The organism is Nocardia sp. NPDC060255 (assembly GCF_042727395.1).
Classification (GTDB): Bacteria; Actinomycetota; Actinomycetes; order Mycobacteriales; family Mycobacteriaceae; genus Nocardia.
In genome coordinates this window covers 747,500-770,194 of sequence record NZ_JBHXAU010000001.1, presented here as the reverse complement: position 1 = coordinate 770,194, position 22,695 = coordinate 747,500, and the positions used below count along the sequence as shown (strand labels likewise).

Below are 22,695 nucleotides of genomic sequence, written 5' to 3'. Positions count from 1 at the left end.
CGCCGCACCCGGCCGAGAAGCGCGCGGTGCGGGTCAGCCTGCGCGCAGGGCCGGGCGGGTGGCGTAGGTGTCGTGGCGGGCGTAGGTGCGGTCGCCGCCGTTGCGGGCGATGGAGCCGCGGACCAGGCGGGTGCGGAGGCGGGCGCCGAGGTTTTCGTGGAAGCGGGTGGCGCCGGGGAGGATGCGGCGGGGCAGCTCGAGTGCGCCGTTGACGACGGCGGTGGCCATGACGGCGCTCTGGAAGAACCTGCTGTCGGGCAGGCCGAGGAAGTCGGCGTTGCTGGGGCCGAGGATGATTCGGCTGTACGCGACCATGTAGGCGGTGATCACCCGGCGTAGCGCGCGGTGCCCGGCGGTGGTGTCGCCGACGAACAGGCCGCCCGCCGCGGGGATGAGGGCCTGGGCCAGGCGCTGGGAGTCGGCGTCCGGGATGAATTCGGTGTCGGCGAGGATCCAGAAGGCGCGCCAGGTGTCGGTCTCGCAGGTCGGCAGGATCTCCGCGTCGACGCCGAGCAGGAACCCGACGTAGCGCCAGAGCTGGAAGACGGCGTCCTTCTCCTTGGCCGAGAACTGCAGGCCGAGTGCTTGGGCGCCAACGAGATTCGCCATGGAGAACAGGCCGAGGGTGCCGACGGTGAGCACCTGGTTGATCGGATGGTCCCACGCCTCGTAGTCCCAGTCGGGGCGCCGGTTCATGCCGGCGCGCACCAGTGCGTGCATCAATCGCACCCGCAGCACGCTCTTGTAGCCGACCGCATTGCGTTGCAGGCCACCGGGAGTCGTCACGTCGAGCCACCACTGGGTGGTTTCGGCGAGGCGGCGCGGCGCCATCGCGTCGAGATCGCCGGTGCCGACCAGGGTCTTGTCCGCACGCGAGGCCAGGTAGCCGCCCATCAGCGCGAACATGCCCATCGCGATGCCACCCCAGACGCTGGTGCGGCCCACGACGCGGGCGCCGCGGTCGATTTTTTCCCGGTCCAGCCAGTACGGATCGGCTTCCACCTGCTCGAAGAACGCGGCCAGTTCCGCAGGCGCGTCCGGCACGGCGGCGATGCCGCGTTCGACCGCGACCTCGAACATCCGGCGTCCCTCGCCGACCGGTAGCTGCTTGAACATCGCGACCATGGCGTCGGCGAGCGGATCGCCGACGGTGGTGAATCGGCGGAACGAGTCGCGCTGGGCGGCGGTGCAGCTCAGGTCGCCGGGCGCGAGTACGGGCACGGCGTACTTGTACGGGAACTCCGTGAACAGCTGCGGAGTGGGCAGTTTCTGGTTGTCATGCGCCATTGCACTTCACCCGTCGGATCGAGGTTCGCGGTCGAGCATTCTGACAAGACCGTCCCACAGAATCAGATATCTGGCAAGGATGTATGCCAGAATGGGCCGGATGGCTACCACCTCGCGGTCCTACGGCGGCGTGCCGATCGAACAGCGCAGAGCGCGGCGGCGCGCCGCGCTGCTCGACGCCGCGCAGGAAATCATCGGGACCTCGGGTTTCGCCAAATTGACCGTGTCCGGACTGTGCGGCCAGGCCCGGTTGTCCGAGCGGTACTACTACGAGAGTTTCCGCGATCTCGACGCGGTGTTCAGCGAGCTGTTCGACCGGATCGTCGACGAGATCGGGCAGGCGGTCGTCACCGCGTTCGTCACCACGCCCACCGACATCCGCGCCAAAACCAGGGCGGCGATCGCCGCGGCCATCGATCTGATCGCCGACGACCCGCGCAAGGCCCGCATCGCCACCGTCGAGGCCCAACTGAACCCGGCCCTGCTGATGCGCAGGGCCGAGGTGATGCGCTCGTTCGCGGGCATCATGATGGCGGTGTGCGCGGACGAGGTCGGCGCCGAACTGGTCGAAAGTGCCGGTGACAAAGCCGAATTCGCCGCCACCCACCTGCTCGGCGGCCTCTGGGAAACCACCAACAGCTGGCTGGCAGGCACCCTCCCGGTCACCCGTGCCGACCTGATCGACCGCTCCACCGACCAATTCCTGCTCACCGCAGGCCATCTCATCGGCGTCCGGCTCGACTAGTCCGGACGCCTCGGCGGTAGCCAGGACGGGGTCAGCAAGGCGATGGGGAGCATCGTCGCGCCCAGGAAGGCGAGGATGGCGGCCATCGACCACCAGGTGGTGGTGAGGGCGGCGAAGGCGAAGACGACCAGTGCGACGACTTCGCCGAGCAGGCCGGATGCCGAGGTCACGGTGGCCCGGGCCGGGCCTTCGATCGCGTCTTGGAGACGTGCTCCGGCGACGACACCGGCGTTGTAGATGATGCCGTAGGAACTGCCGATTGCGGTGAAACCAAGGCAGGTAAGGACATACACAGCGCTCGGGCGGTGATCGGCGAGTCCGGCGATCAGTGCGCCGCCGAGGAACAGGACGCCGCCGACGCCGACGGCGATCGCCATGGCGCGGCCCGACATGCCCTCGGTGCGGCCGGCCAGGACCGAGCCGCCCAGCGAACCGAGGACGGTGAGGCCGACGAGCAGCGGCACCACCGCAGTCGGCACACCGACCGACTCGGCGAGCAGTGCGAAGTACTCGTCGAAGGCGGTGATACCGAACAACAAGGCGCCGAGCAGCACGCCGTTGCGCACCGTGCGCACTCGAATCGCTTCTCCGACACCGGTCTTCAACATGGCGAGGTAACGGGCGAACGGTCCCGCCGAATGCTTCGCGTCGGCGTCGACCGATACGGCTCGATCACCAACCGTCGTTGCGAGACCGTCCGTGGTGACATCCCGATTCGGCTCGCCCGCACGATCATCCGGCGTCGAGGTGCCCTTGTCCGCCAATGATCCGACTGCCGGTGTCGTCGCTTCGTCTTCCAGTTCATCGATATCGGCGGCGGAAACCACCTTCGGCGCGCTGGGGAACGACAGCGCGATCACTGTATGCAGTGCGGCGAATCCGACGCTGCACCAACCGATCAGCGCGTACCCACCCCACAGGTACAACGGTGTGGCGGCAACGATCCCGACGACTATCGCGGTTTCCGAGGCCGCGCGGGTGTAACCGAGAATGCGGGCGTAGGCGGACTGCTCGCCACGAGCGGCCAGGTCGTCGTACAAGAGCGCTTCGAAGGTGCCGGACACCAAAGCGCCTGCGGCACCCCATAGTACGAATCCGGCGGCGAAGCCCAGGTAGGTCGGGAGGAGAGTCCAGAGGGCGAATCCGGCCGTCAGCAGGACACCGCTGAGGACCAGGAGCGCACGTCGCGACACTGTGTCCGCCCATGCACCGGAAGGCACCTCGAGCAGGAACGCGGTGGTCGACCAGATCGCGAACAACGACGAAATCTGCCCGGTGCTCAGCCCATGGTCGGCGAACAGCAGGGAGTACAGCGCGTACAGCGGGATCAGGTCGCCGATGCCCTTGAACAGCACGGCGCGGATCGTCAGTGAGCGCAACGACGGAACGGTCGGCACTCTGAGCGGGGACGAGCGTGAATGAAGACGGAGAGTGGCGGCGTTACCCGTCTGCCGGGCGAACACCCCTCTGACAGATCAACAGACGTAAACGAGCAAACGCATGTGAATCAGCATGGGTACCTGCGACATGCTGCGTCAAGCAGTTATCCGAGCGGCAGCCAACCGTTGGCGGCGTGCATCGAATCGCCGTCGTCGAGCTCCCGGCCGATCGTGCCGGGCCCGACCCGTCCATGGTTCTCGTTGAGGTCGCTGATCAGATCCGCCACCGGGTGCGAGTCGCTGTAGTGGTAACCCTGCGCGAGCGCGAAGCCGAGTTCGGTGAGCACCGCGGCCTGATATTCGGTCTCCACGCCTTCGGCGATCACCTGCAGGTCCAGCGCGCTGCTCAACGCGGCGATCACGCCGAGCAGTGGCGGCGCCGGGGAGTCGGAGCGGATCGCGGCGACGAAGGACTGATCGACCTTGAGGATGTCGCTCGGCAGCGTGGCCAGCCTGCTGAGCGAGGAGTATCCGGTGCCGAAGTCGTCGATGGCGATGCGCACGCCGCGGTCGCGCAAGGTGTGCAGATTCGCGATGGCGGTGTGCGATTCGGCCGCCAGCTCGCTCTCGGTCACCTCGAGCACCAGTTGCTCGGCCGGCCAGCCGGTGGTGGCGAGGATGCCCGCGACGCGATCGGCATAGCCGGCCTCGGCCAGCTCCAGGCCGCTGACGTTCACGTTCAAGGTCAGATCGAGTTGCGCGAAGGTGTCCTGCAGTCGCGCCGCGTCCGCGCAGGCCCGGCGCAGCACCAGCTCGTCCAGATCGGAGATGAGGTCGTATTCCTCGGCGACCCGGATCAGGCCCTCGGTGGTGACGTCCGGCTGCGCGCTCGACGACCAGCGCAGCAGCGCCTCGACACCGACCGCCTTGCCGCCGCCCTCGGTGAGGCTGACGATCGGCTGGTAGTGCACGTCGAGCAGGCCGCGGTCGATGGCCTCGCGCAATTCCACTGCGAGCGGCAGCTGGCGCGAGGACTCGAGCACCGTCCGGTTGCGGCCCGCCTGCTTGGCCCGATACAGGCCGACGTCCGCGCGGCTCACCAGCAGCGAACCGGATTCGCCTGGCTGCCAAGAGGTCACGCCCGCCGAGCAGCCGGTGGTCACCGCCGCGCGCAACTGCTCGGTGAGCAGAATGGCGGCCTGCTCGGTGGTGTTCGGCAACAGCATTGCGAACGCGTCGCCGCCGTAGCGGGCCAGGCGCTGGTCCGGCGCAAGCAGTTTCGACCAGGTGTCGGCGACCCGCTGCAGCACGGCATCGCCGGCGCGGTGGCCGAGGTGGTCGTTGATCTTCTGGAATCGGTCGAGGTCGACGAGCACCAGCGCAAGGCCCTGGCCGGTGCGGGTGGCCTGCTCGATCGCGGCGTTGAGCGCGCGATCGAAGCCGCGCCGGTTCAAAAGGCCGGTCAGCACGTCGATATCGGCTTCCGACGCCATCCGGGTGAGGATGCCGACGACCACGCCGACGCCGAGGGTCACCCCGGCCGGGATCAACCCGGACCACCACGGCAAGCCGGGATGCACCGGCCGCATGGGCAATACCCAGAGACACAGCACCATGGCGAAGGCGATGTGCGCGGCGGCCTGCGACCACGCGAAGAACAGCGCGGCGTCACAGGCGACGAAGACATAGAAGGCGGCGAGGCTGATCGCGCCGACGGTATTGGGGAAGGCGTAGACCGCGACCGTCACCAGCACCGTCGCGATGGCGACGTACCCGTGATGGACGGAGTGCGGCAGGCGCGGACCCCACGCGAGCAGGGTGAGCCCGAGCGTCAGCGCAATCGCCGCAGCCGTGCCGACCAGCGGCCGATTACCCTCCTCGCCCGGGGCGATCGCAGTAATCAGCAGACCCAGCACACCACCCATGACGTAGAACGCCCCGGTGGTCCGAGCCATGACCATAGCTGTCGCCAGCGCCGATGCCGCCCGCACCCGGGTTCGGGTATCGCCGCGCGCCCCGATTCCTCGCACGGGGAATAGCCTAGACACAACGAATCCCAGCGGTTGCCACATCCCGTGAATCCGGCATGGCGAACTGGTAGCTATTCATCTTCGCGAAACATTCGGGTAGCCAACGCGACTTGGCCGCCGGTGCCCACAGTCCACATTCGTCGGCACCGGCGCGGTCTGTACAGAGGCCAACCGCAGGCAGTTCGGACGGCCGAATGTCCGCCTGTCGCCTGCTGGCGCGGCCGACTCCGGGTGTGCCTACTTCGGCGGAGTCAGCACCTCGGTACCGACGAACGGGACCAGCGCCGCGGGCACACGCACCGAACCGTCGGCCTGCTGATGGTTCTCCAGGATCGCCACGATCCAGCGGGTGGTCGCGAGCGTGCCGTTCAAAGTCGCTGCGATCTGCGGCTTTCCGTTCTCGTCCCGGTAGCGGACCGAGAGGCGGCGGGCCTGGAAGGTGGTGCAGTTCGAGGTCGAGGTGAGTTCCCGGTAGGTCTGCTGGGTGGGCACCCAAGCCTCGCAGTCGAACTTGCGCGCGGCCGAGCTGCCGAGATCGCCTGCGGCAACATCGATGACCCGGTACGGGACCTCGACGGCGGCGAGCATCTCCCGCTCCCAGCCGAGCAGCCGCTGATGCTCGGCGTCGGCCTGCTCGGGCGTGGTGAACACGAACATCTCGACCTTGTCGAACTGGTGCACCCGGATGATGCCGCGGGTGTCCTTGCCGTAGCTGCCCGCCTCGCGGCGGAAGCACGACGACCAGCCCGCGTACCGCTTCGGGCCGTCGCTCAGGTCGAGGATCTCGTCCGAGTGGTAACCGGCCAGCGGCACCTCCGAGGTGCCGACCAGATAGAGGTCCTCCTCGGCGAGCCGGTAGACCTCCGAGGCGTGCTGGCCGAGGAAGCCGGTGCCCGCCATGATCTCCGGGCGCACCAGCACCGGCGGGATCATCATGGTGAAGCCGTTGGCCACCGCTTTCTGCGCCGCCAGCTGCAGCAGCCCGAGCTGCAGCAGCGCGCCGTAGCCGGTCATGAAATAGAAGCGGGCGCCCGAGACCTTCGCGCCGCGTTCCATGTCGATCAGGCCGAGCGACTCGCTGAGGTCCAGGTGGTCCTTCGGTTCGAAATCGAATTCCGTTGGCGTGCCGACGTTTTCCAGCACGACATAGTCGGCCTCGCCGCCGGCGGGCGCGCCGTCCTGCACCACGTTCGAGATGGCGCGGTGCGCGGCGTCCAGGTCGGCGTCGGCGGCGTGCTGCGCGACCTCGGCCTCCTTGACCTTGACCGACATCTCCTGCGCCTGCGCGAGCAGGCCGGAGCGCTCGTCCTTGCTCGCCTTGCCGACCAGCTTGCCCATCGCCTTGTGCTCGGCGCGCAGGTTGTCGGCGGTGGCCACCGCCGCGCGGCGCGCCGTGTCCGCCGCGAGCAGGGCGTCGACGAGGGCGGGGTCTTCGCCACGGGCGCGCTGCGAGGCGCGGACCGCGTCGGGGTTGTCCCGCAGGAATCGGAGGTCGATCATGGGTCCTCAGCCTAGTGGTCCGGCTATTACTGTTTCACCCCGATATCCCAGGATGCTGGCCGCTCGGCCGCTGACGCGCGCATAGTTGGCTGGTGGGTACAACTTTCGACGAATCAGCGATCGATGAAGCACTGGCCGAGCTGACCGCGGGCGCGAAGGTATGGGCACAGACCCCCTTGCGCCGCCGCCGGGAGCTCCTCGACGACATCCACGCCCGGACCGGACGCTTCGCCGACGACTGGGTGCGGGCCGCGCGGACCATCAAGGGCCTGGACGCGGACTCGCCGCTGGTCGGCGAGGAGTGGATGTCCGGACCGATGACCCTGCTGCAGGCCACCGCGGCGCTGTCCGCGACGATGGCCGCGCTGGAGGACGGGCGCAGTCCGCTCGACGGGGTGGCGATCAAAGCCGCGCCGGGCAATCGGGTCGCGGTCCCGATTCTGCCGTTGAGCACCTATGACCGGCTGTTGCTCAACGGTTTTCACGGCGAGGTGTGGCTGCGGCCGGGTGTGGACGCCGCTACCGCGCGGCGGCGGGCCGGGCTGGCGCAGCTCGATCCGACCGCGACCGGCGGCATCGGGGTCGTGCTCGGCGCGGGCAACATCACCTCCATTCCGCCGCTGGACGCGTTGTACGAGCTGTACGCGCACAACCGGGTGGTCGTGCTGAAGCTGAACCCGATCACTGATCCGCTGTACACGGTGTTCGAGATGGTGTTCGCGCCGCTGTGCGAGCTGGGCGTGCTGCGGATCGTGACGGGTGGCGCGGCGACCGGCGGCTACCTGGTGCATCATCCGGACGTCGCGCATGTGCACATGACCGGCAGCGCGCAGACGCACGACGCGATCGTGTGGGGAGCGGGGCCGGAGGGGCTGGAACGCAAGCAGGACAAGCGGCCGCTGCTGGACAAGCCGATCACCAGCGAGCTGGGCGGGGTCTCGCCGACCATCGTGGTGCCGGGCGATTGGTCCGACGCCGATCTGCGATTCCAGGCCGAGCACGTGGCGACCCAGCGGCTGCACAACGGCGGCTACAACTGCATCGCCGCGCAGGCCATCGTGCTCAGCAAGGACTGGCCGCTCAAGGACAAGTTCCTGGCCGAGCTGCGCACCGCGCTCGCGCAGGCGCCGCAGCGGACCGCGTACTACCCGGGTAGCGACTCGCGGGTGGCCGACGCGCTCGCCGCCTATCCCGACGCCGACCAGGTCGGATCGGGTCGGGTGCTGGTCGAACAATTGCCGCTCACCGATACGCCGCTGTTGCGCACCGAATACTTCTCGCCCGTCCTCGGCGTGGTCGAACTGCCCTACGCGGATGGTGAATTCCTGCAGCAGGCGGTCGATTTCGCGAACAACGAACTCACCGGCACGCTCGGCGCCAACGTGCTCGCCCATCCGGCGACCATCCGCAAACTCGGCGTCGGCTTCGACCGCGCGATCGAACGGCTGCGCTACGGCGCGATCGCGGTGAACGCGTGGACCGGGCTCGCCTTCCTCGCCCCGCGCGCCTCGTGGGGCGCGTTCCCCGGCCACACCCTCGACGACGTGCAGAGCGGCATCGGCGTGGTGCACAACGCTTTCCTGCTGGACGACGTGGAACGCACGGTGGTACACGGACCGTTCCGGCCGGCACCGCGCTCGGTGCTGCACGGTGAGCTGGCGTTGTCACCGAAGCCGCCGTGGTTCGTCGACAACGCGGCCGCGGCGGAGACCGGACGCAAGCTGACCGAGTTCTACGCGAGCGGCAACCCGGCGCGGATTCCCGGCATCTTCGTCTCCGCGTTCCGCGGCTGACCCGGCCGGGCAGGGCGAAAAGGGCTGATCAGACCAGGTCGTGGCACCGCGGCGCGGAGACTGCCATGATGGATCGCGATGTCCTCCTCCGATCGTGCACCCAAGCCAGAGCCATCGAGCCGGCTGACCAAACGTGGCCTGCCGTCGCGCCCCGGCGGGACGCGGCGTTCGCTCGACACGTTTCGGGGCTTGTTCACCGGTGATACGCCGCTGCCCGCGCCGACGCTGCGCTGGGGACTGCTGCTGGTGGCCGCCGGTGCCGTGATCGCCGCGCTGGTGACGTTGTTCGTGACCGGGTTCGACAACAACAAGATCGAGGCGCACACGCCGGGCTCGCCCGGCGAGCCGGTGGTCGACAAGGAATTCGGCACCGCGGTGAAGGGCGACTGCCTGAGCTGGTCCAAGCCGGATCACTCCGATCTGTTCAAGGTGCGCTGCGATACCAAGCACATGTTCGAGGTCGCGGCGGATGTCGACATGAGCAAGTACCCGGGCAAGGAATTCGGGCCCGGCTCGCGGTTCCCGGACTCGCTGCGGCTGACCGAACTGAAGGAAGAGCACTGCGTGCCCGCGGTGCAGCAGTACCTGGGCGGGAAGTTCGATCCGCGCGGGCGCTACATCGTCGGTTTGATGTATCCGAGCCCCGACGGCTGGCAGCACGGCGACCGCACGCTGCGCTGCGGACTGCAGTACGCGGCCAGCACCGGCACGCCGCCGTCGGTGGGCAGCGCCGCCGAACACGATCAGTCGAAGGTGTACGGGCCGGGCGTGTGCCTCGGCATCAATCAGAACCTGCCGACCGATCCGGTGGATTGCGGGCAGGTGCACGCGGTGGAGGTCGTATCCACCATCGACCTCGGCCAGCGGTTCCAGGGCGGGCCGCCCGCCAAGGATGATCAGGACAGGTTCGTCGAGGACGAATGCGCGCGGACCTCGGCGGACTATCTCGGCGGGCCCGACGTGGTGCGCAACAAGACGCTGACGCTGTTCTTCGACTACCTGGACGCGCGCAGCTGGCTGGCGGGCAGTCGCAAGCTGGACTGCATGGTCGGCAAGGGGGCCGATCGGGAGGGGTTCGCGCCGATCACCGGTTCCGCGAAGGGCGACATCCTGATCAACGGCCAGGCCCCGCAGCCACCGCCGAACTCCGGGCGCTCGACCCCGACGCCGCTGCCCGGCGCGGCGCCGCTGCCCCCGCAGCCGAGGTAATCCGCGACGATGCCGGTCTCCATGTCCGAGGACCGTTTCGAGGAGCTGGTCGGCGACGCGCTCGACCGCATTCCGCCGGAGCTGGCCCGAGCCATCGATAACGTGGTCGTGCTGATCGAACCACGCAATCCGAAGGATCCACATTTACTCGGGCTTTATCACGGGATCGCGCTGACCGAACGCGACAGCCACTACGGCGGCTCGCTGCCGGACACGGTGACGATCTATCGCGAGTCCATCCTCGCCATCTGCGCGGACGAGGACGAAGTGGTGGAAGAGGTGGTAATCACCGTGATCCATGAGATCGCACACTATTTCGGCATTGACGAAGACCGCCTACATCAGCTGGGATGGGGCTAGTCTTTATCCCAGCTGTATGAGTGCGGTTGCAGTTGGGGTGAGACAGGAAGAAACTTTAGGGGATTCGATGGAACCGATCGCTTCGCTGTCGCGTCCTATCACTCGAAGGGGGAATTCTCGTGGTTCCGCCCCATAGCCGCCACTAGAAGGAGTCGAGTCATGGTTGGCCACGTATTAGTACAACCCGAAGTCGTCCTCGCTGCCGCCGCTGAGCTGGATCTACTCGCCGAGCGGCTGGCTGCCGCCGCCGCGGTGACCGCGCCCGCGACGCACGTCATCCCCTCCGGCGTCGACGAGGTGTCGCTGCACGCCGCGAACCACCTCAACCGTGGCGCGATGACGCACGACCAGGCGGTCGCCCAGGGGATCCTGGAGCTGCATCACGCCGCCGCGACGCTGCGCAGCCAGCTCGTCACCCACATCGGTGAGGACGTCGCCCGGGCGGGCGTCGTCAGCATCATCAGCGGAACAATCGCTTAACGCCTGCGGGCATCGCAAACAGCACAAGCAAGGGGAGAAAGCATGACCGCAGGAATCACCGGGGTGTTCTGGCTGCCCCGCCTCGCAGAAGGAAACTCGATCGCGCTGAACTCGGGCGCGCACGCCATCCCGATCTCGGCCGCGGCCACCGCCTGGGGCGGGCTCACCGCCGCCTGGGTCGACGCCACCGCGACCGTCGCCCGGGTGATGGCGGAGCTCGGTGTCGGCATGCAGGGCATCAACGGCATCTCGGCGCTGTCCAAGCTCACCGGCTTCATCGGCTGGGCCGAGCAGCAGGGCGTCATGGCGGCCACCATGGGCTCGAAGGCCGCGGGCAACGCGATCGCGTACACCGTGGCCTCGATCGCCATGCCGAGCCTCCCGGAGATCGCCGCCGTCGACGCGGCGCGGGTCGCCGCCGCCTCCACCGGCGGTGTGCTGAACGGCTCCTCGGAAGCGGCCGAGGCGGCCAAGGCCGCGCTCGACCTGCGCGCGGCGCTGACCATGGAGACCTACGAGGCGGCGACCACCGCGATGGTGCTGACGCCGGGCGAGTTCATCAACCCGCCCGCGATCGCGCACGGCGCGGGCACCGCGGATTCCGCGGGCCAGGCCGATCAGGCGTACCAGGCCACCAATGCCGATCCGGTGCAGACCGCGATCTCGACGGCGGCGGCACTGGTGAACAACCCCGGCGTGGTCGGCGCGGTGACGCAGGCGGCGAACGTCGCGGGTTCGGTGGCGACCACCGGTGTGTCCACCGCAGGCACCATCGGCTCGCACGCCATCGCAGCCGTCAGCAGTGTCGCGGCACCCAGCGTCAGCAGTGTCGCACCGGCCACCATGGTCGGCGGCGCGGGTCTGGCGTCCGCCGCGGTGTCCGCGGGCACGCGATCCGCATCGTTCGGCTCCGGTGCCTCGGTCTCGCTCGGCAACGGTTCGATGAAGCTGCCCGAAGGCTGGGGTTCGAGCACCATCGGTGGCGCACCCACCGCGGCGCCGGTCGCCGAGAACGTCTCGGTCAGCCAATCCACCGCGGCGCCGGTGCAGCGCAATAACACGCCGGGTAGCCCGTTGCTGGGCAACCAGGTTCGCGACGAGGACGACGAGACCGAACACAAGAGCCTGGACTACCTGCGCTCGGACGACTTCAGCGACGGCCGCTACGCCGCCGACGGAGTGATCGGCGCCGACGCAGCCGGTACGGCCGCTAAGTGACGGTGCTCGGTGCGGGCCGCGGCCCGTCGATGCTCGCGTCGGTGGTGTTGTCGCTCGACGAGATGCAGTTTCTCCTGGAGAAGCTGGAGATCGACGAGGTGCCCGTCGTGCTGGACGCACGCGGGCAATACGACAACGTGGCCGATCACGATGCCGCGATGGCCGTGGCCGCTCAGTCGCTCGCCGATCGGGAACTGCTGATCGGCGACGTGATCCATCAGGAACTCGAAGACCGGCTGCTCGCGCTGTACCGCCCGCACTGGGTGGTCGCGCTGCGGCTGTTCGTCGACGGTCAGGCGAGCCGCATGTGTCTCGCGAAGGGCGACGATGTTGTCACCGTCGCCCTGCGCGGGCCGCAGTCCTACGTGATCGATGAGGCCCAGGACGACCTGCCCGGCCCGGTGATCGCGGCCCTCGGCCCGGCCGACCCGCTCGACCTCACCGGCATGCGGGCACCCACCGAACAGCTGGTCCCGATCTTCGACGACACCGGTGACGCGGCGGCCACCACCACCCGGCTGGCAAAGGTCGGCACCCCGCCCGCCGACGCGCAAGCCCTCGCCTCGGCCATGGTGCAGATCCATTCCCACGCCGAGATCGTCGCCGTGGTGTACGGCGACGGCACCCGCGACGTCACCGACAACCACATCGCCGTCTTCAACACCCGCGGCGGCCGCTTCATCGCGACCGCAAGCAAGTCCGACGACGGCGTCAAGTGGACGTCGCTTGCCACCGGGACACCGGCACGGTTGCGAACAGCGTTGCAGGACTTGATCAGTGAACTGCCCGAGCGGGCAGAGTTCCCGCGCAAGCCGGAGCAGGTCTAACGGCTCAGGTCCGCTCGGTGAATATTCTTGGCCACCCCTGGCGTGCAGTTCCCGGTAGGGATCGCACTCCAGGGGTTTGCACTGAATTCGCCTGCGGCTTATGAAGTTGCCGGCAACGTCGCTCGCACCAGCAGAAGTCGCGCGGGCCCGTACGTCGGGTGACTCCGCTAGCCGGTCAGCCCATCAGAGTCGGGCCGACGTCGCGGAGAGCAAAGCACGCCGCGCACGAATTTGCTTGCCGCGCACTACATTGTCAGCCAGTTCGGGTGCGTGGGTTGTGGAGATGATGTGCTTTTCGACGAGGGTCGGCAGTATGGCCTCGTGCGGAAGTGTCAGCTAGTGGAGCGACGATATAGCGTGCGGTCGCGCGCGACCGGGCCGAGCGGTTGCGAGGCTCAGTCGTGAAACTGGATCGGATCATCATGACCTTTCTTGATGATCATCGAGATCCGGCAGTTACGACGGTGGCGCGGTGGGCAATGGATTTCGGCACCAGCTCGCTCGTGATTCTGGTGTGCGGTGTCGTTGGGCTTGTCGCGGTGCTCGCGGGTCGGTGGTGGCGGCTCGGCCTGGTGGTGGGTGGCGCTGCGGTGTCGGCGTTGGTGCTGACCTGGATACTGAAAACGATCATCGGCCGACCACGGCCCTCGGCGGACGTGTCGATTGTTCACGTGGGTGGCTGGTCGATGCCGTCTACGGTGGCTGCCATTACGGCGGGCGGAGCAGCGACGCTGATCTTGGGCGCTGCGTGGTCCACGACGTCGGTGCGCTGGTTGGTAGGTGTCGCTCTGACCGGGATCGTCGTGGTGGTGGGCTGCGCGATGGTGTACCTGGGCGCGCATTGGCCCAGTGATGTGCTCGTCGGCTGGTTGCTAGGCCTCGGCGTCGCAGCCCTCGCCACCCGCCTGTCCAGATCGATACAAGGTGAGCACGCAGCGGCGTCCTGACACCGGCCAGCCACGCCCTTCGCAGTGCGCACAAGCCCCAGCATGGACGTCGCCCCGAATGAGCGTGCGACGCAATGGGTGCCTCGGCAACGGTGCCGAGCAAGGCGCCGCGCACGAATTGGCTGGCCGCGCACCAGCTAGCCAGCAAAATCGCACGCGCCGGAACAAATCGTGCGCAGGGCCGTAGAGCTACTCCGCCGGCCCGCCAGAGTCGGGCCGATGTCGCGGCGGAGCCGAGCACGCCGCGCACGGATTTGCCTGCCGCGCACGGATTTGCCAGCAAAATCGCGCGCGCCGGGAGAATTCGTGCGCGAGGCCGGGGGCGGCTCAACTAGCCGACCGGAGCCGCCAGCAGTCGCAGCGTCGAACACCCAGCGCACGGGTTTGTGTGCCGCGCAAGAGATTGCCAACGGATTCGTGCGCGGCGGGAGGGATTGTGCGCGGGACGTGGGGCGCTGCTAGCCCATCGGGTCGTCGGAGGTGGGGGCGACGTCGTAGCCGAAGGGTGGAGTGAAGCGGCCCCAGCGGATGCAGTCCCAGGTGCCGTCGGGGAGGGGGACGAGTTCGATGGTTTCGGTGTTGTCGAGGTGGTTGTTCGTGGTGAACGGTGGGAGGACGTCGGCCAGGTAGCGGGAGACCAGACGCATTGCGGCGCCGTGGTTTACCAGGAGGACATCGCCGGTGGCCGAGTCGGGGGTCAGGTACGTTTCGCGGAGTTCCTCGATGATGGGGAGGAAGCGGGCCAGGACGTCGCGGCCGGATTCACCGCCGGGGACGCGCTGGTCCAGGTCGCCGTTGTGCCAGGCGCGATAGATCCGCTGGAAGTAGAGGTGGGCCTCTTCGCTGTGTTTGCCTTCCAGGTCGCCGGCCTGCACCTCCTGCACGTTGTCCAAGACGACGGCGGGCACGCCGGTTGCGGCTTCGATGTAGCCGGCGGTTTGGCGGGCGCGTTGCGCCGCGGAACAGAACAGGACCTGCGGCGGGTTCAGCAGGTTCTCGCCGAACAGCTTGGCTTGTGCCGCACCGCGTTCGGTGAGCGGTAAGCCGGGAACCTTGGTGTCGAGCAGCTTCGCGACGTTGCCCTCGGTCTCGCCGTGCCGGACCAGAACCAACTTGCCCGGGCCGATCTTTGCTTCGGTCACAGATCCGCCACCCCCTTTCTGAGCTGGGTCAGCCACTCGGCCGCCGCATCGTCCGAGGGCGGTGGCGTGCCGGTTGCCGACGTCGCCGCCCAGGAACCGAGGAACCGGATCCGGGCGGTGCGATGTAAAGCCTTGAGCGCCTCGGCCACCGCGGTGTCATCGATGTGCCCGACGCAGTCGAGATAGAAACGATAGGTGCCCATGCCCGTGCGGGTGGGGCGGGATTCGATCCTGGTCAAATCGATGCCGCGAGTAGCGAACTCGGCGAACGCGCGCATCAGCGAACCCGGCTCGTTCGTCAACTCCAGCACAATCGAGGTGCGGTCCGCACCGGTCGCGGGCGGCGCCACACACGGACGGGTGACCAGCACGAAACGGGTGATCGCCTGCTCGTGGTCGGCCACGCCGGAGGCCAGCACGGCCAACCCGAGCCGCGCCCCCGCCAGCGCCGTCGACACCGCGGCATCCGCATTGCCCGCCACCACGTCCTCGGCCGCCGCGGCGTTCGACGCCGAGACGTAGGGCTGCGCCTGCGGCAGCTCCCGCGACACCCACTCACGCACCTGGGCGGCGGCCACCGGATAGGCGGCCAGCGTGCGCACCTCGGACAGGCTGGTGCCGGGATGACCGAGGATCGTGAAGGTCACCTCCAGCTCGGTCTCCGCGACTATCTGCAGCCGCGGGCCGATGGCAAGGGAGTCGAGCGTCGCGGAGATCGAGCCCTCGACCGAACTCTCGATCGGCACCACCGCCCCCGTCACGTCCCCGGACCGGATCAGCTCGAGCGCGGCCCCCTGACTGGGCGCGGCAACCCGCTCGACGACCCCTTCGAAGGCGCCCGAGGTTTCGAGTTCGGCAAGGGCCATCTCGGTGAAAGTTCCGGAGGGCCCGAAGTACGCGATACGCGGCACGGTTACGACCTTACTTGCGTCCGCGACCGACGCTCCCGCTATTAACCACCACCCCCACCCGACCAGGCTTTTCCGCCGCCGGCCACAGCGCGCCGCCGCCGCGCATCGGTCCGTCGGCAGCATCCCGAGCTACCGCACCGCAGCCTCCCCGTGAGTGCCACATGGATGCGACATCGCCCGAGCAGGACATTGCTACGGCCGCGGCCGACTTGGCTTCCGCCATAGCGCCCTCCTCGCTCGCCCTGCGCCAAGATGCGTGCCGACCGCCGCGATGATGCGCCACACACCCCCGCTCGGGCTTCGAGATTCGCTCGCTGACGTCGGGGCGAGTGGCACCGGGCTGCGACATCGGCTGGGCAGGTTGCCGCTTGTGGGTCAGCGGGCCAAGGGGTGGAGGGCTTGGGTTACTTCGGCGATGGCGTCGGTCTCGATGGCGAGGAGGACGGTTCGGAGTGCTTCTACCGCAGGGGGTTTCAGGGCGTTGAGAAAAGTGGTGTCGGGGGTGGCGAGGGCGGTGCGGATGTCTTCGCCGCAGAGGGCGGCGGCGGTGGCGGCGACGATGGCCAGGGCGCGCGGGCCGGAGGCGGTGCGGGCGATGAAGCCGGTGTCGGTGTGGACGATGGTGGCCAGGAAGGCGGCGATGTCCGGGTCGGGGGCGTCCGCGTCGAGGATCGGGGCGGTGGCGCCGGGGCGCGGGGCGCGCACCAGGCCGTCGACGATGCTGCGCCGGGCCGGGGTCGTCAATGCGATGAGTACTGGTTCTGCGGTTGATTCCGATCCGTGCGCCACTGATCCACCGTAACAACCGGGTCCGGGCACGCTGCCGAGCGCGATCGCGCGGGCGAATTCTCAGGATCAGGATGGGGCGAACGGTTGCGGATGTTCCGCTCGTCACTTAGCTTAGGGTAACCTAATTGAGCGCCCGAGCGAGGCGAACAACGCCCGACCACGGAGGTTTGCATGCCGCGTCCGACACCGACTGTCACACCGTCCACCGCAGAGCGGGTGCGCAGTGCGTGCGCGCATGCCGAACAGGCGGTGCTGGCCATGCCGGGCATCGACCCGACGCCCGTCTCCGTGCATCATGTGCGCGAGTGCGGCGACGCGGTGATCGCGGTGCCGACCACCTCGGTGGCGGCGATCGTGGCCGGGAACTCCCCGGACGCGGGCGCACCCGCGGTGCTGGAGCTGACCGATCACGCGCCGCTGCCGCTGCGCGAACCGGTTCGCGCGCTGGTCTGGCTGCGCGGTTGGGTGCGCGCGGTGCCCGCGCAGGCCCAGCGCGCGCTGGCCGGTGAGGTCGCCAAGGAGAACCCGGATCCCGGTCTGCTCGACGTGGGACACACCGCGACCCTGCTGCGATTGGTGATCAACTCCGCGGTGGTGGCCGACTCGACCGGCGCCGAATCGGTGAGCATCGACGAACTGCGGCTGGCCCAGCCGGATCCGTTCTGCACCTTGGAATCCGCCTGGCTGCAGCACATGGACGCCGACCACGCGGACGTCGTCGCGCAGCTGGCCCGCCACCTGCCGCCCCGGCTGCAGCACGGCATCGTGCACCCGCTCGCCATCGACCGCTACGGCCTCACCCTGCGCGTCGAGGGCCGCGACGGCGACCACGACTTCCGCCTCCCGTTCAGCTCCCCCGCCGACGACATCGAATCCCTCAGCCGCGCCGTCCGCACCTTGGCGGGCTGCCCATTCCTCAACGGACTCCGCCGCATCTGATCGCCGACTGATCCACCCGGTCACTCAACCCCCGGCAACTAGCCGATTACGGGCATGGCGATAACGGCCACCATCAGACGTGGTGTTCGAACTGTGTGGGGTGCTGGCTGACGGCTCACGGGTTTGCTATGGCAGCCAGGACACGTGGCCGTGCAAGATCGTGTACCCGAGGTAGGCAACCGTGTCGATGGTGGCGTGCGCGAGGATCAGCGGCCACAGCTTGTTCGTCCGCTGCCAGTAGCGTCCGAAGATCAAGCCCATCACCAGGTTTCCGATGCCGCCGCCGAGGCCCTGATACAGGTGGTAGCTGCCGCGCAGCAGGGCCGAGGCGAGCAGCGACGAGTTCTCCGACCAGCCGAGTTTCCGCAGCCGGGTGATCAGGTAGGCGACCACGATGATCTCCTCGGCCAGCGCGTTCGCGCAGGCCGACAGGATCAGCGCGGGCAGCCGCCACCAGTGGTCGCCGAGCGACGCGGGCACGATCGTCACGCTCATCCCCATGGCGTGTGCGGTCAGATAGAGGCCGAGGCCGGGCAGGCCGATGATGGCCGCGAGCACCAGCCCCGGCACCACATCCGCGCGCCAGCGCAGCCGCGCCGCCACCCCGATCAGGCGCGGCCCGATCCCGCTGCGCCACAACAGATACAGGCCCAGCGCCGCCCACCCGACCAGCCGCGCCACGCTCAGCAGCTGGAACAGCAGATCGATCGTCGACTGCGCGGACCGCGACGGATTCAACGCGACGGTACGCCCGCCCACCCCGCCCGGCGCGAGCGCGCTCTCCACCAGCGACAGCGCCGCGTTGAGCCCGCTCAACCCGAACGTGACCACCAGCACGACCGCGATCTCGAGCTTGATCCCGAGCCGCTCCAGATCGGTCACCGCGGACTCGCCACTCTCGGCCCCGGACTCACCACGCATGGACTCGAATCTATTGCCCCGCCGCGACCGGCGACGCGCACGCCCCGCGTGCCGCGCCCCTCGAGTCATTTCCGCCGCACCCCGCGCACCCTTACCGCCGCACCGGACTGCCCGACCGCCGCCGCACCGACCGCCCGGGCCGTCGTCCGCGCGGAAGCCGCCGGGTGTCGACAAACACATCCATCCGCCGACATCGCCCTCACCTGCATCGATACGACCGAGCCGAGCTCGTGATCCAACTGTTCTCCGCTTTGCGATAACAGCGCGGCGGCACAGGCGAATTCATAGAGAGTGCACCGACGGACGGGCACTGAGACCGGCGCGACGTACGCAGGGCAGTTGGGTACGCCGAGCGCCGGAATCGGAGCGAGATCATCCGTCGCACGACCACCCCGAACGACGACGGATAAGTAGAGTCTCAGTGATGAATGGCGACGACCCCCAGTACCGCGCGCGGATGCGCCGGGTGCCGCCGCCCGGTCAACCGCCGATGCCGCGTCCCGGGCCGCATCGCGCTGGGCCACCGGGTGAGCCGCAGTCGCCGTACCTCGAGCCGACCCAGGTGCTGCACCGCGGTGGCCCGCAGCAGCCGCTCGCGTATTCGCAGGTCCCGCCGGAAAACGTCGCGTCACGCAGGCCACCGCCGCTGGACAAGCCGTACCGGGCACCGACGCACGCGCCGACGCAGCAGCCGGTCCCCTATCGCGAGGGTCCGCCGCCGCAGCGGCCGCACCGGGGCAGCCCGCCGCCACCGCCGCCCGGTCCGCCGCGCGGCGAACTTCAGCCGCGCCCGCCGCGGCCGCGCCGCAAGCGCCACTACTTCCGCTGGTTCCTGGTCCTGCTGCTGATTTTGATCGTGGCCGTGGTCGGCGCCGTCGTGAAACTCGACGGTTCGCTGACCCGCATCCCCGCGCTGGCCGGTTATGCCGGCCGGGTCGGTGATACGCCGGGCACCAACTGGCTGCTCGTCGGCTCCGACGGTCGCGCGGGCCTGACGCCCGAGCAGGAGCAGCAGCTCGCCACCGGCGGCGAGGTCGGCCCGGAACGCACCGACACGATCATGCTGGTGCACATCCCGAAGTCGGGTAAGACCACGGTGGTCAGCTTGCCGCGCGACTCCTACGTCAGCATTCCCGGCAACGGCAAGGACAAGCTCAACGCGGCCTTCGCGATCGGCGGAGCGCAGCTGCTGGTGCAGACCGTCGAGATCGCGACCGGCGTGCACATCGATCACTACGCGCAGATCGGCTTCGGCGGTTTCGCCGGTGTCGTCGACTCGCTCGGCGGCATCGACGTCTGCGTGCCGAAGGCCATCGACGACCCGCTGGCCGGCATCAACCTGCCCGCGGGCTGCCAGAAGCTGAACGGACCGCAGGCGCTGGGCTTCGTGCGCAGCCGCGCGACCGCGCTCGCCGACCTGGACCGGATCAACAATCAGCGCATCTTCATGGCGGCGCTGGTGAAGAAGGCGACCAGCGGTGCGACGCTGGCCAATCCGTTCAAGCTGTGGCCGCTGGCGACCGACACCGTGAAATCGCTGAAGGTCGACGACGGCGACCATATCTGGAATCTGGCGCAGCTCGGCTGGGCGATGCGCGGCGACACGATCCCGACGACGGTACCGGTCGGCGGTTTCGAAGACACCGACAGCGGCAATGTGCTGCTGTGGGACAAGAACAAGGCGGGCCAGTTCTTCGATGCGATTGCCTCGGACAGACCGATTCCGGAGGACCTGCTGACGCGGTAGCGTCGATTACATGACGGATACCGAGCTCGATCAGCCGTTCCCCACTTTGCTCAGTACGCAGATTCGTCGCGGTTTCACGGCCGCGCAGCAGTACCTCGCGGCCGCCGTGTACCTGGACTCGAATCGGTTGCCGCAGTTGGCCAAACACTGCTACGCCAAGTCCGACGAGCAGCGCGCGCACGCACTGCGGATGGTCCAGTATCTGCTCGACCGCGATCTGGAGATCCGCATCGGCGGCCTGGACGAGATCCGGTCCACCTTCGAATCCCCCCGTGCCGCAATAGCTTTCCTGCTGGCGTCGTCGCAGACCAGGAGCGGGCAGATCACCGGGCTCGCGCGCGCGGCCCGCGAATCGGGTGATTATCTCGGCGAGCGCTTCATTCAATGGTTCCTCAAGGAACAGGTCGAAGACGTCGCGAAGATGACCACTCTGTTGACCGTGATCGACCGTTCGACGGATGATCTTTTCGACGTCGAGGACTTCATCGCACGCGAACTTCGCGCCCCGCAACGGGTCGACAACGCGACTCCGAGAATGGCTGGGGCAGCGAAGAATTAATTAGGCAATACTAGCCTCAATAAGGTTGCACTTGGATGACAAGCACTGTGACCAGCGCTAATGTCCCATACCATGTCCAGCCATCCGGAGTCCCCACGCAGCAAATTCCACGGCCTGCTCCATGATCAGATCAGGCATGAATTCAACGCCGAGCATCAATACATCGCGATCGCGGTGTGGTTCGACAATGCGGACCTGCCGCAGTTGGCCAAGCGTTTCTACGCGCAAGCGGTCGAAGAACGCAACCACGCGATGATGATCATCCAGTACTTCCTCGATCGGGATATCACCGTCGACCTGTCCGGCATCGACGCGACGAAGTCGAAGTTCGAGAATGTGCACGAGCCGATCGCGCTGGCCCTCGCGCAGGAGAAGACGGTCACCGACCAGATCATCCAGCTGGCCAGCACCGCCCGCGAAGAGGGCGACTACCTGGGCGAGCAGTTCATGCAGTGGTTCCTGAAGGAGCAGGTCGAGGAGGTCGCCAACATGACCACCCTGCTCACCATCGCCGAGCGCGCCGGGTCCAACCTGTTCGATCTGGAAGAGTTCATCGCCAGGGAAATGAGTGGTGCCAGCGATGCTTCCGGTGCACCTTCGGCCGCGGGTGGATCCATCTGATCCGCGTTGCCGGTTAAACGCAAAAAAGCCCAGCTCTTCGCGAAGAGCTGGGCTTTTTGTCGTTCAGGCAGATGGCCTACTTGGCACTGATGGAGCTGAGCAGTAGCCGAAGCGCGGCGATCAGTTCGTCCATGGAGTCTTTCCTCTTTCAATCATCAGGTCGGTGAGTCCACCAGCGTCCGATAGTAGCGGAGAACCCAACGCTGACAATATTAGAAAGGGGGATTCTTCACAAAATTCTCCGCACTGTCGCCGAAGATCAGCGCAGGGTCACCTGACGCGACCGCAGGCCGTCCCTGGACCGGCGCTCACCGGCGGTCAACGGCGCCTCCGAGGCCAGCGCCTCGGCCAGCCGGGCATCGAATTCCTGTGCGGGCTTTACCCACTCGTCGGGATGCTGTTCGGGATCCAGATCGAAGACCGGAACCAGCACGCCGTGCGTGCGGAACGAGCCGGCGAACCGGGAGCCCTCGCCGAGGTGCAGACCACCCGCGGCATGCAGGCGGGCCAGCGCCAGCATCAGGTCGTCCTCGTTCTCCGGACGGACCCAGCGAATATGCGCCTTGTCACCCGCGTCCACCCACCACGCCGCGCCGGTCGCGTCCGGGCCGAGCGCGATCCGCGCCGACGGCTTGATCGCCTGCTTGGCCTGCTCGATGGTCGCGGCGACCTGCGGGTCGGGCTGCACGCCCTCGGGCACCCACCAGTCGAAGTCCTGGTGCACCGTGAGTTCCAGGTCCGCACCGGGATCGATCACGTCGGTCAGCCGCGGGCCGCCGGCCACGCTCTCCACCGACGCCAGCGAGTCGCCGGGCTCGGCGGACTGGGTCCACAGGATGGCGGCGGCGAGATCGGCACCGAGGTCGGCGCCCTGCAACTGCACCTGCGCGCCGACATAGCCGCTCGGCTGATCGCCGGCCCGGACCAGCGCGGCCACCGCACCGGGCAGCACGGTGGCGAGCACGACCGGACGCTCGGCCGCGACACCGGGCGCCAGCTTCAGCTCGGCGGTCGCCGACGGCACGAACTCGCACAGCGCGACCAGATCGCACTCCGCGGCCAGCCCCTCGAAGGGACGCGAGACGGTCTGGGTCGCCTGCTCCAGCGCCACCTTCCGCTCGGCGAGACGCAGTGCCCGGTTCCCTCCGGGCTTAGGACTATTCCGCTTGCTCTTACCCACGGGGGGTCAACCTACATGGTGTGCGCGCCACTACCCCGCGCGCCACGGCATCAAACCCGGTCGGAGACGGCGTCGGGGCGGAACGCGGACCGGCGACCGGCCAACTACGCA

Annotated in this window: 21 protein-coding genes; 12 read left to right on the top strand and 9 right to left on the bottom strand. The window is 68.2% G+C overall.

Annotation, left to right across the window (positions count from 1 at the left end; all coding sequences use genetic code 11):
* Positions 1-33 precede the first annotated feature (33 nt).
* Entirely contained in the window at positions 34-1,287 is a 1,254-nt protein-coding gene (locus ACFWF1_RS03625) for an oxygenase MpaB family protein (protein WP_379283048.1), read from the bottom strand.
* Positions 1,288-1,387: 100 nt separating this feature from the next.
* On the opposite strand from ACFWF1_RS03625, the gene ACFWF1_RS03620 reads away from it, so the two are divergent.
* Positions 1,388-2,032, top strand: a complete 645-nt coding sequence (locus tag ACFWF1_RS03620; protein ID WP_379283049.1) for a TetR/AcrR family transcriptional regulator — start codon at positions 1,388-1,390, stop codon at positions 2,030-2,032.
* On the opposite strand, the gene ACFWF1_RS03615 is transcribed toward ACFWF1_RS03620, so the two are convergent.
* The 3 genes from ACFWF1_RS03615 to serS form a co-directional block, all read right to left on the bottom strand.
* A complete protein-coding gene (locus tag ACFWF1_RS03615) occupies positions 2,029-3,411 on the bottom strand; it encodes an MFS transporter (RefSeq protein ID WP_379283050.1) in 1,383 nt (460 codons plus the stop codon). The two genes, ACFWF1_RS03620 and ACFWF1_RS03615, sit on opposite strands and share 4 nt — an antisense overlap.
* Before the next feature lie 164 nt (positions 3,412-3,575).
* Complete coding sequence (locus ACFWF1_RS03610; RefSeq protein ID WP_379283052.1) at positions 3,576-5,441, bottom strand: putative bifunctional diguanylate cyclase/phosphodiesterase; 1,866 nt, start codon at positions 5,439-5,441, stop codon at positions 3,576-3,578.
* A gap of 237 nt (positions 5,442-5,678) precedes the next feature.
* Positions 5,679-6,941 (bottom strand): serine--tRNA ligase, encoded by a 1,263-nt coding sequence (gene serS / locus ACFWF1_RS03605; protein WP_379283053.1) that lies wholly within the window; start codon positions 6,939-6,941, stop codon positions 5,679-5,681.
* 92 nt (positions 6,942-7,033) lie between these two features.
* Here serS and ACFWF1_RS03600 point away from each other — a divergent pair, with 92 nt between their 5' ends.
* The 7 genes from ACFWF1_RS03600 to ACFWF1_RS03570 all read left to right on the top strand — a co-directional run bounded on the left by ACFWF1_RS03600 (position 7,034) and on the right by ACFWF1_RS03570 (position 13,775).
* A complete protein-coding gene (locus tag ACFWF1_RS03600) occupies positions 7,034-8,734 on the top strand; it encodes an aldehyde dehydrogenase family protein (RefSeq protein ID WP_379283054.1) in 1,701 nt (566 codons plus the stop codon).
* Positions 8,735-8,923: 189 nt separating this feature from the next.
* A complete protein-coding gene (locus ACFWF1_RS03595; RefSeq protein ID WP_379283055.1) occupies positions 8,924-9,943 on the top strand; it encodes a septum formation family protein in 1,020 nt (339 codons plus the stop codon).
* Between the two features lie 9 nt (positions 9,944-9,952).
* The gene (locus tag ACFWF1_RS03590) at positions 9,953-10,303 is read left to right on the top strand and encodes a metallopeptidase family protein (protein ID WP_379283056.1); all 351 of its coding nucleotides are present in this window, start codon (positions 9,953-9,955) and stop codon (positions 10,301-10,303) included.
* A gap of 159 nt (positions 10,304-10,462) precedes the next feature.
* Positions 10,463-10,783 (top strand): PE domain-containing protein, encoded by a 321-nt coding sequence (locus ACFWF1_RS03585; protein ID WP_357380045.1) that lies wholly within the window; start codon positions 10,463-10,465, stop codon positions 10,781-10,783.
* A gap of 42 nt (positions 10,784-10,825) precedes the next feature.
* Positions 10,826-12,001, top strand: coding sequence for a PPE domain-containing protein (locus tag ACFWF1_RS03580; protein ID WP_379283057.1), 1,176 nt, complete (start codon positions 10,826-10,828; stop codon positions 11,999-12,001).
* Complete coding sequence (locus tag ACFWF1_RS03575) at positions 11,998-12,828, top strand: ESX secretion-associated protein EspG (RefSeq protein ID WP_379283058.1); 831 nt, start codon at positions 11,998-12,000, stop codon at positions 12,826-12,828. The genes ACFWF1_RS03580 and ACFWF1_RS03575 overlap by 4 nt, the downstream gene beginning before the upstream one ends.
* A gap of 401 nt (positions 12,829-13,229) precedes the next feature.
* Positions 13,230-13,775 (top strand): phosphatase PAP2 family protein, encoded by a 546-nt coding sequence (locus ACFWF1_RS03570; protein WP_379283059.1) that lies wholly within the window; start codon positions 13,230-13,232, stop codon positions 13,773-13,775.
* A gap of 458 nt (positions 13,776-14,233) precedes the next feature.
* On the opposite strand, the gene ACFWF1_RS03565 is transcribed toward ACFWF1_RS03570, so the two are convergent.
* The 3 genes from ACFWF1_RS03565 to ACFWF1_RS03555 all read right to left on the bottom strand — a co-directional run bounded on the left by ACFWF1_RS03565 (position 14,234) and on the right by ACFWF1_RS03555 (position 16,617).
* On the bottom strand, positions 14,234-14,917 hold the full coding sequence (locus ACFWF1_RS03565) for a histidine phosphatase family protein (protein ID WP_379283060.1): 684 nt from the start codon (positions 14,915-14,917) through the stop codon (positions 14,234-14,236).
* Entirely contained in the window at positions 14,914-15,828 is a 915-nt protein-coding gene (pheA, locus tag ACFWF1_RS03560; protein ID WP_379283061.1) for a prephenate dehydratase, read from the bottom strand. The genes ACFWF1_RS03565 and pheA overlap by 4 nt, the downstream gene beginning before the upstream one ends.
* Before the next feature lie 375 nt (positions 15,829-16,203).
* On the bottom strand, positions 16,204-16,617 hold the full coding sequence (locus ACFWF1_RS03555) for a hypothetical protein (protein ID WP_379283062.1): 414 nt from the start codon (positions 16,615-16,617) through the stop codon (positions 16,204-16,206).
* A gap of 171 nt (positions 16,618-16,788) precedes the next feature.
* On the opposite strand from ACFWF1_RS03555, the gene ACFWF1_RS03550 reads away from it, so the two are divergent.
* Positions 16,789-17,556: a DUF2470 domain-containing protein gene (locus ACFWF1_RS03550; protein ID WP_379283063.1), complete on the top strand. Its 768-nt coding sequence runs from the start codon at positions 16,789-16,791 to the stop codon at positions 17,554-17,556.
* Between the two features lie 126 nt (positions 17,557-17,682).
* On the opposite strand, the gene ACFWF1_RS03545 is transcribed toward ACFWF1_RS03550, so the two are convergent.
* A complete protein-coding gene (locus ACFWF1_RS03545; RefSeq protein ID WP_379283064.1) occupies positions 17,683-18,477 on the bottom strand; it encodes a CPBP family intramembrane glutamic endopeptidase in 795 nt (264 codons plus the stop codon).
* Positions 18,478-18,901: 424 nt separating this feature from the next.
* On the opposite strand from ACFWF1_RS03545, the gene ACFWF1_RS03540 reads away from it, so the two are divergent.
* The 3 genes from ACFWF1_RS03540 (at position 18,902) to ACFWF1_RS03530 (ending at position 21,404) form a co-directional block, all read left to right on the top strand.
* Complete coding sequence (locus tag ACFWF1_RS03540; protein WP_379283066.1) at positions 18,902-20,224, top strand: LCP family protein; 1,323 nt, start codon at positions 18,902-18,904, stop codon at positions 20,222-20,224.
* A 10-nt stretch (positions 20,225-20,234) separates the two neighbouring features.
* Complete coding sequence (locus ACFWF1_RS03535; RefSeq protein ID WP_379283067.1) at positions 20,235-20,783, top strand: ferritin; 549 nt, start codon at positions 20,235-20,237, stop codon at positions 20,781-20,783.
* A gap of 72 nt (positions 20,784-20,855) precedes the next feature.
* A complete protein-coding gene (locus tag ACFWF1_RS03530) occupies positions 20,856-21,404 on the top strand; it encodes a ferritin (RefSeq protein ID WP_379283069.1) in 549 nt (182 codons plus the stop codon).
* 259 nt (positions 21,405-21,663) lie between these two features.
* Here ACFWF1_RS03530 and ACFWF1_RS03525 read toward each other — a convergent pair whose 3' ends face one another.
* Complete coding sequence (locus ACFWF1_RS03525; RefSeq protein WP_379283070.1) at positions 21,664-22,584, bottom strand: DUF5926 family protein; 921 nt, start codon at positions 22,582-22,584, stop codon at positions 21,664-21,666.
* Positions 22,585-22,695 lie beyond the last annotated feature (111 nt).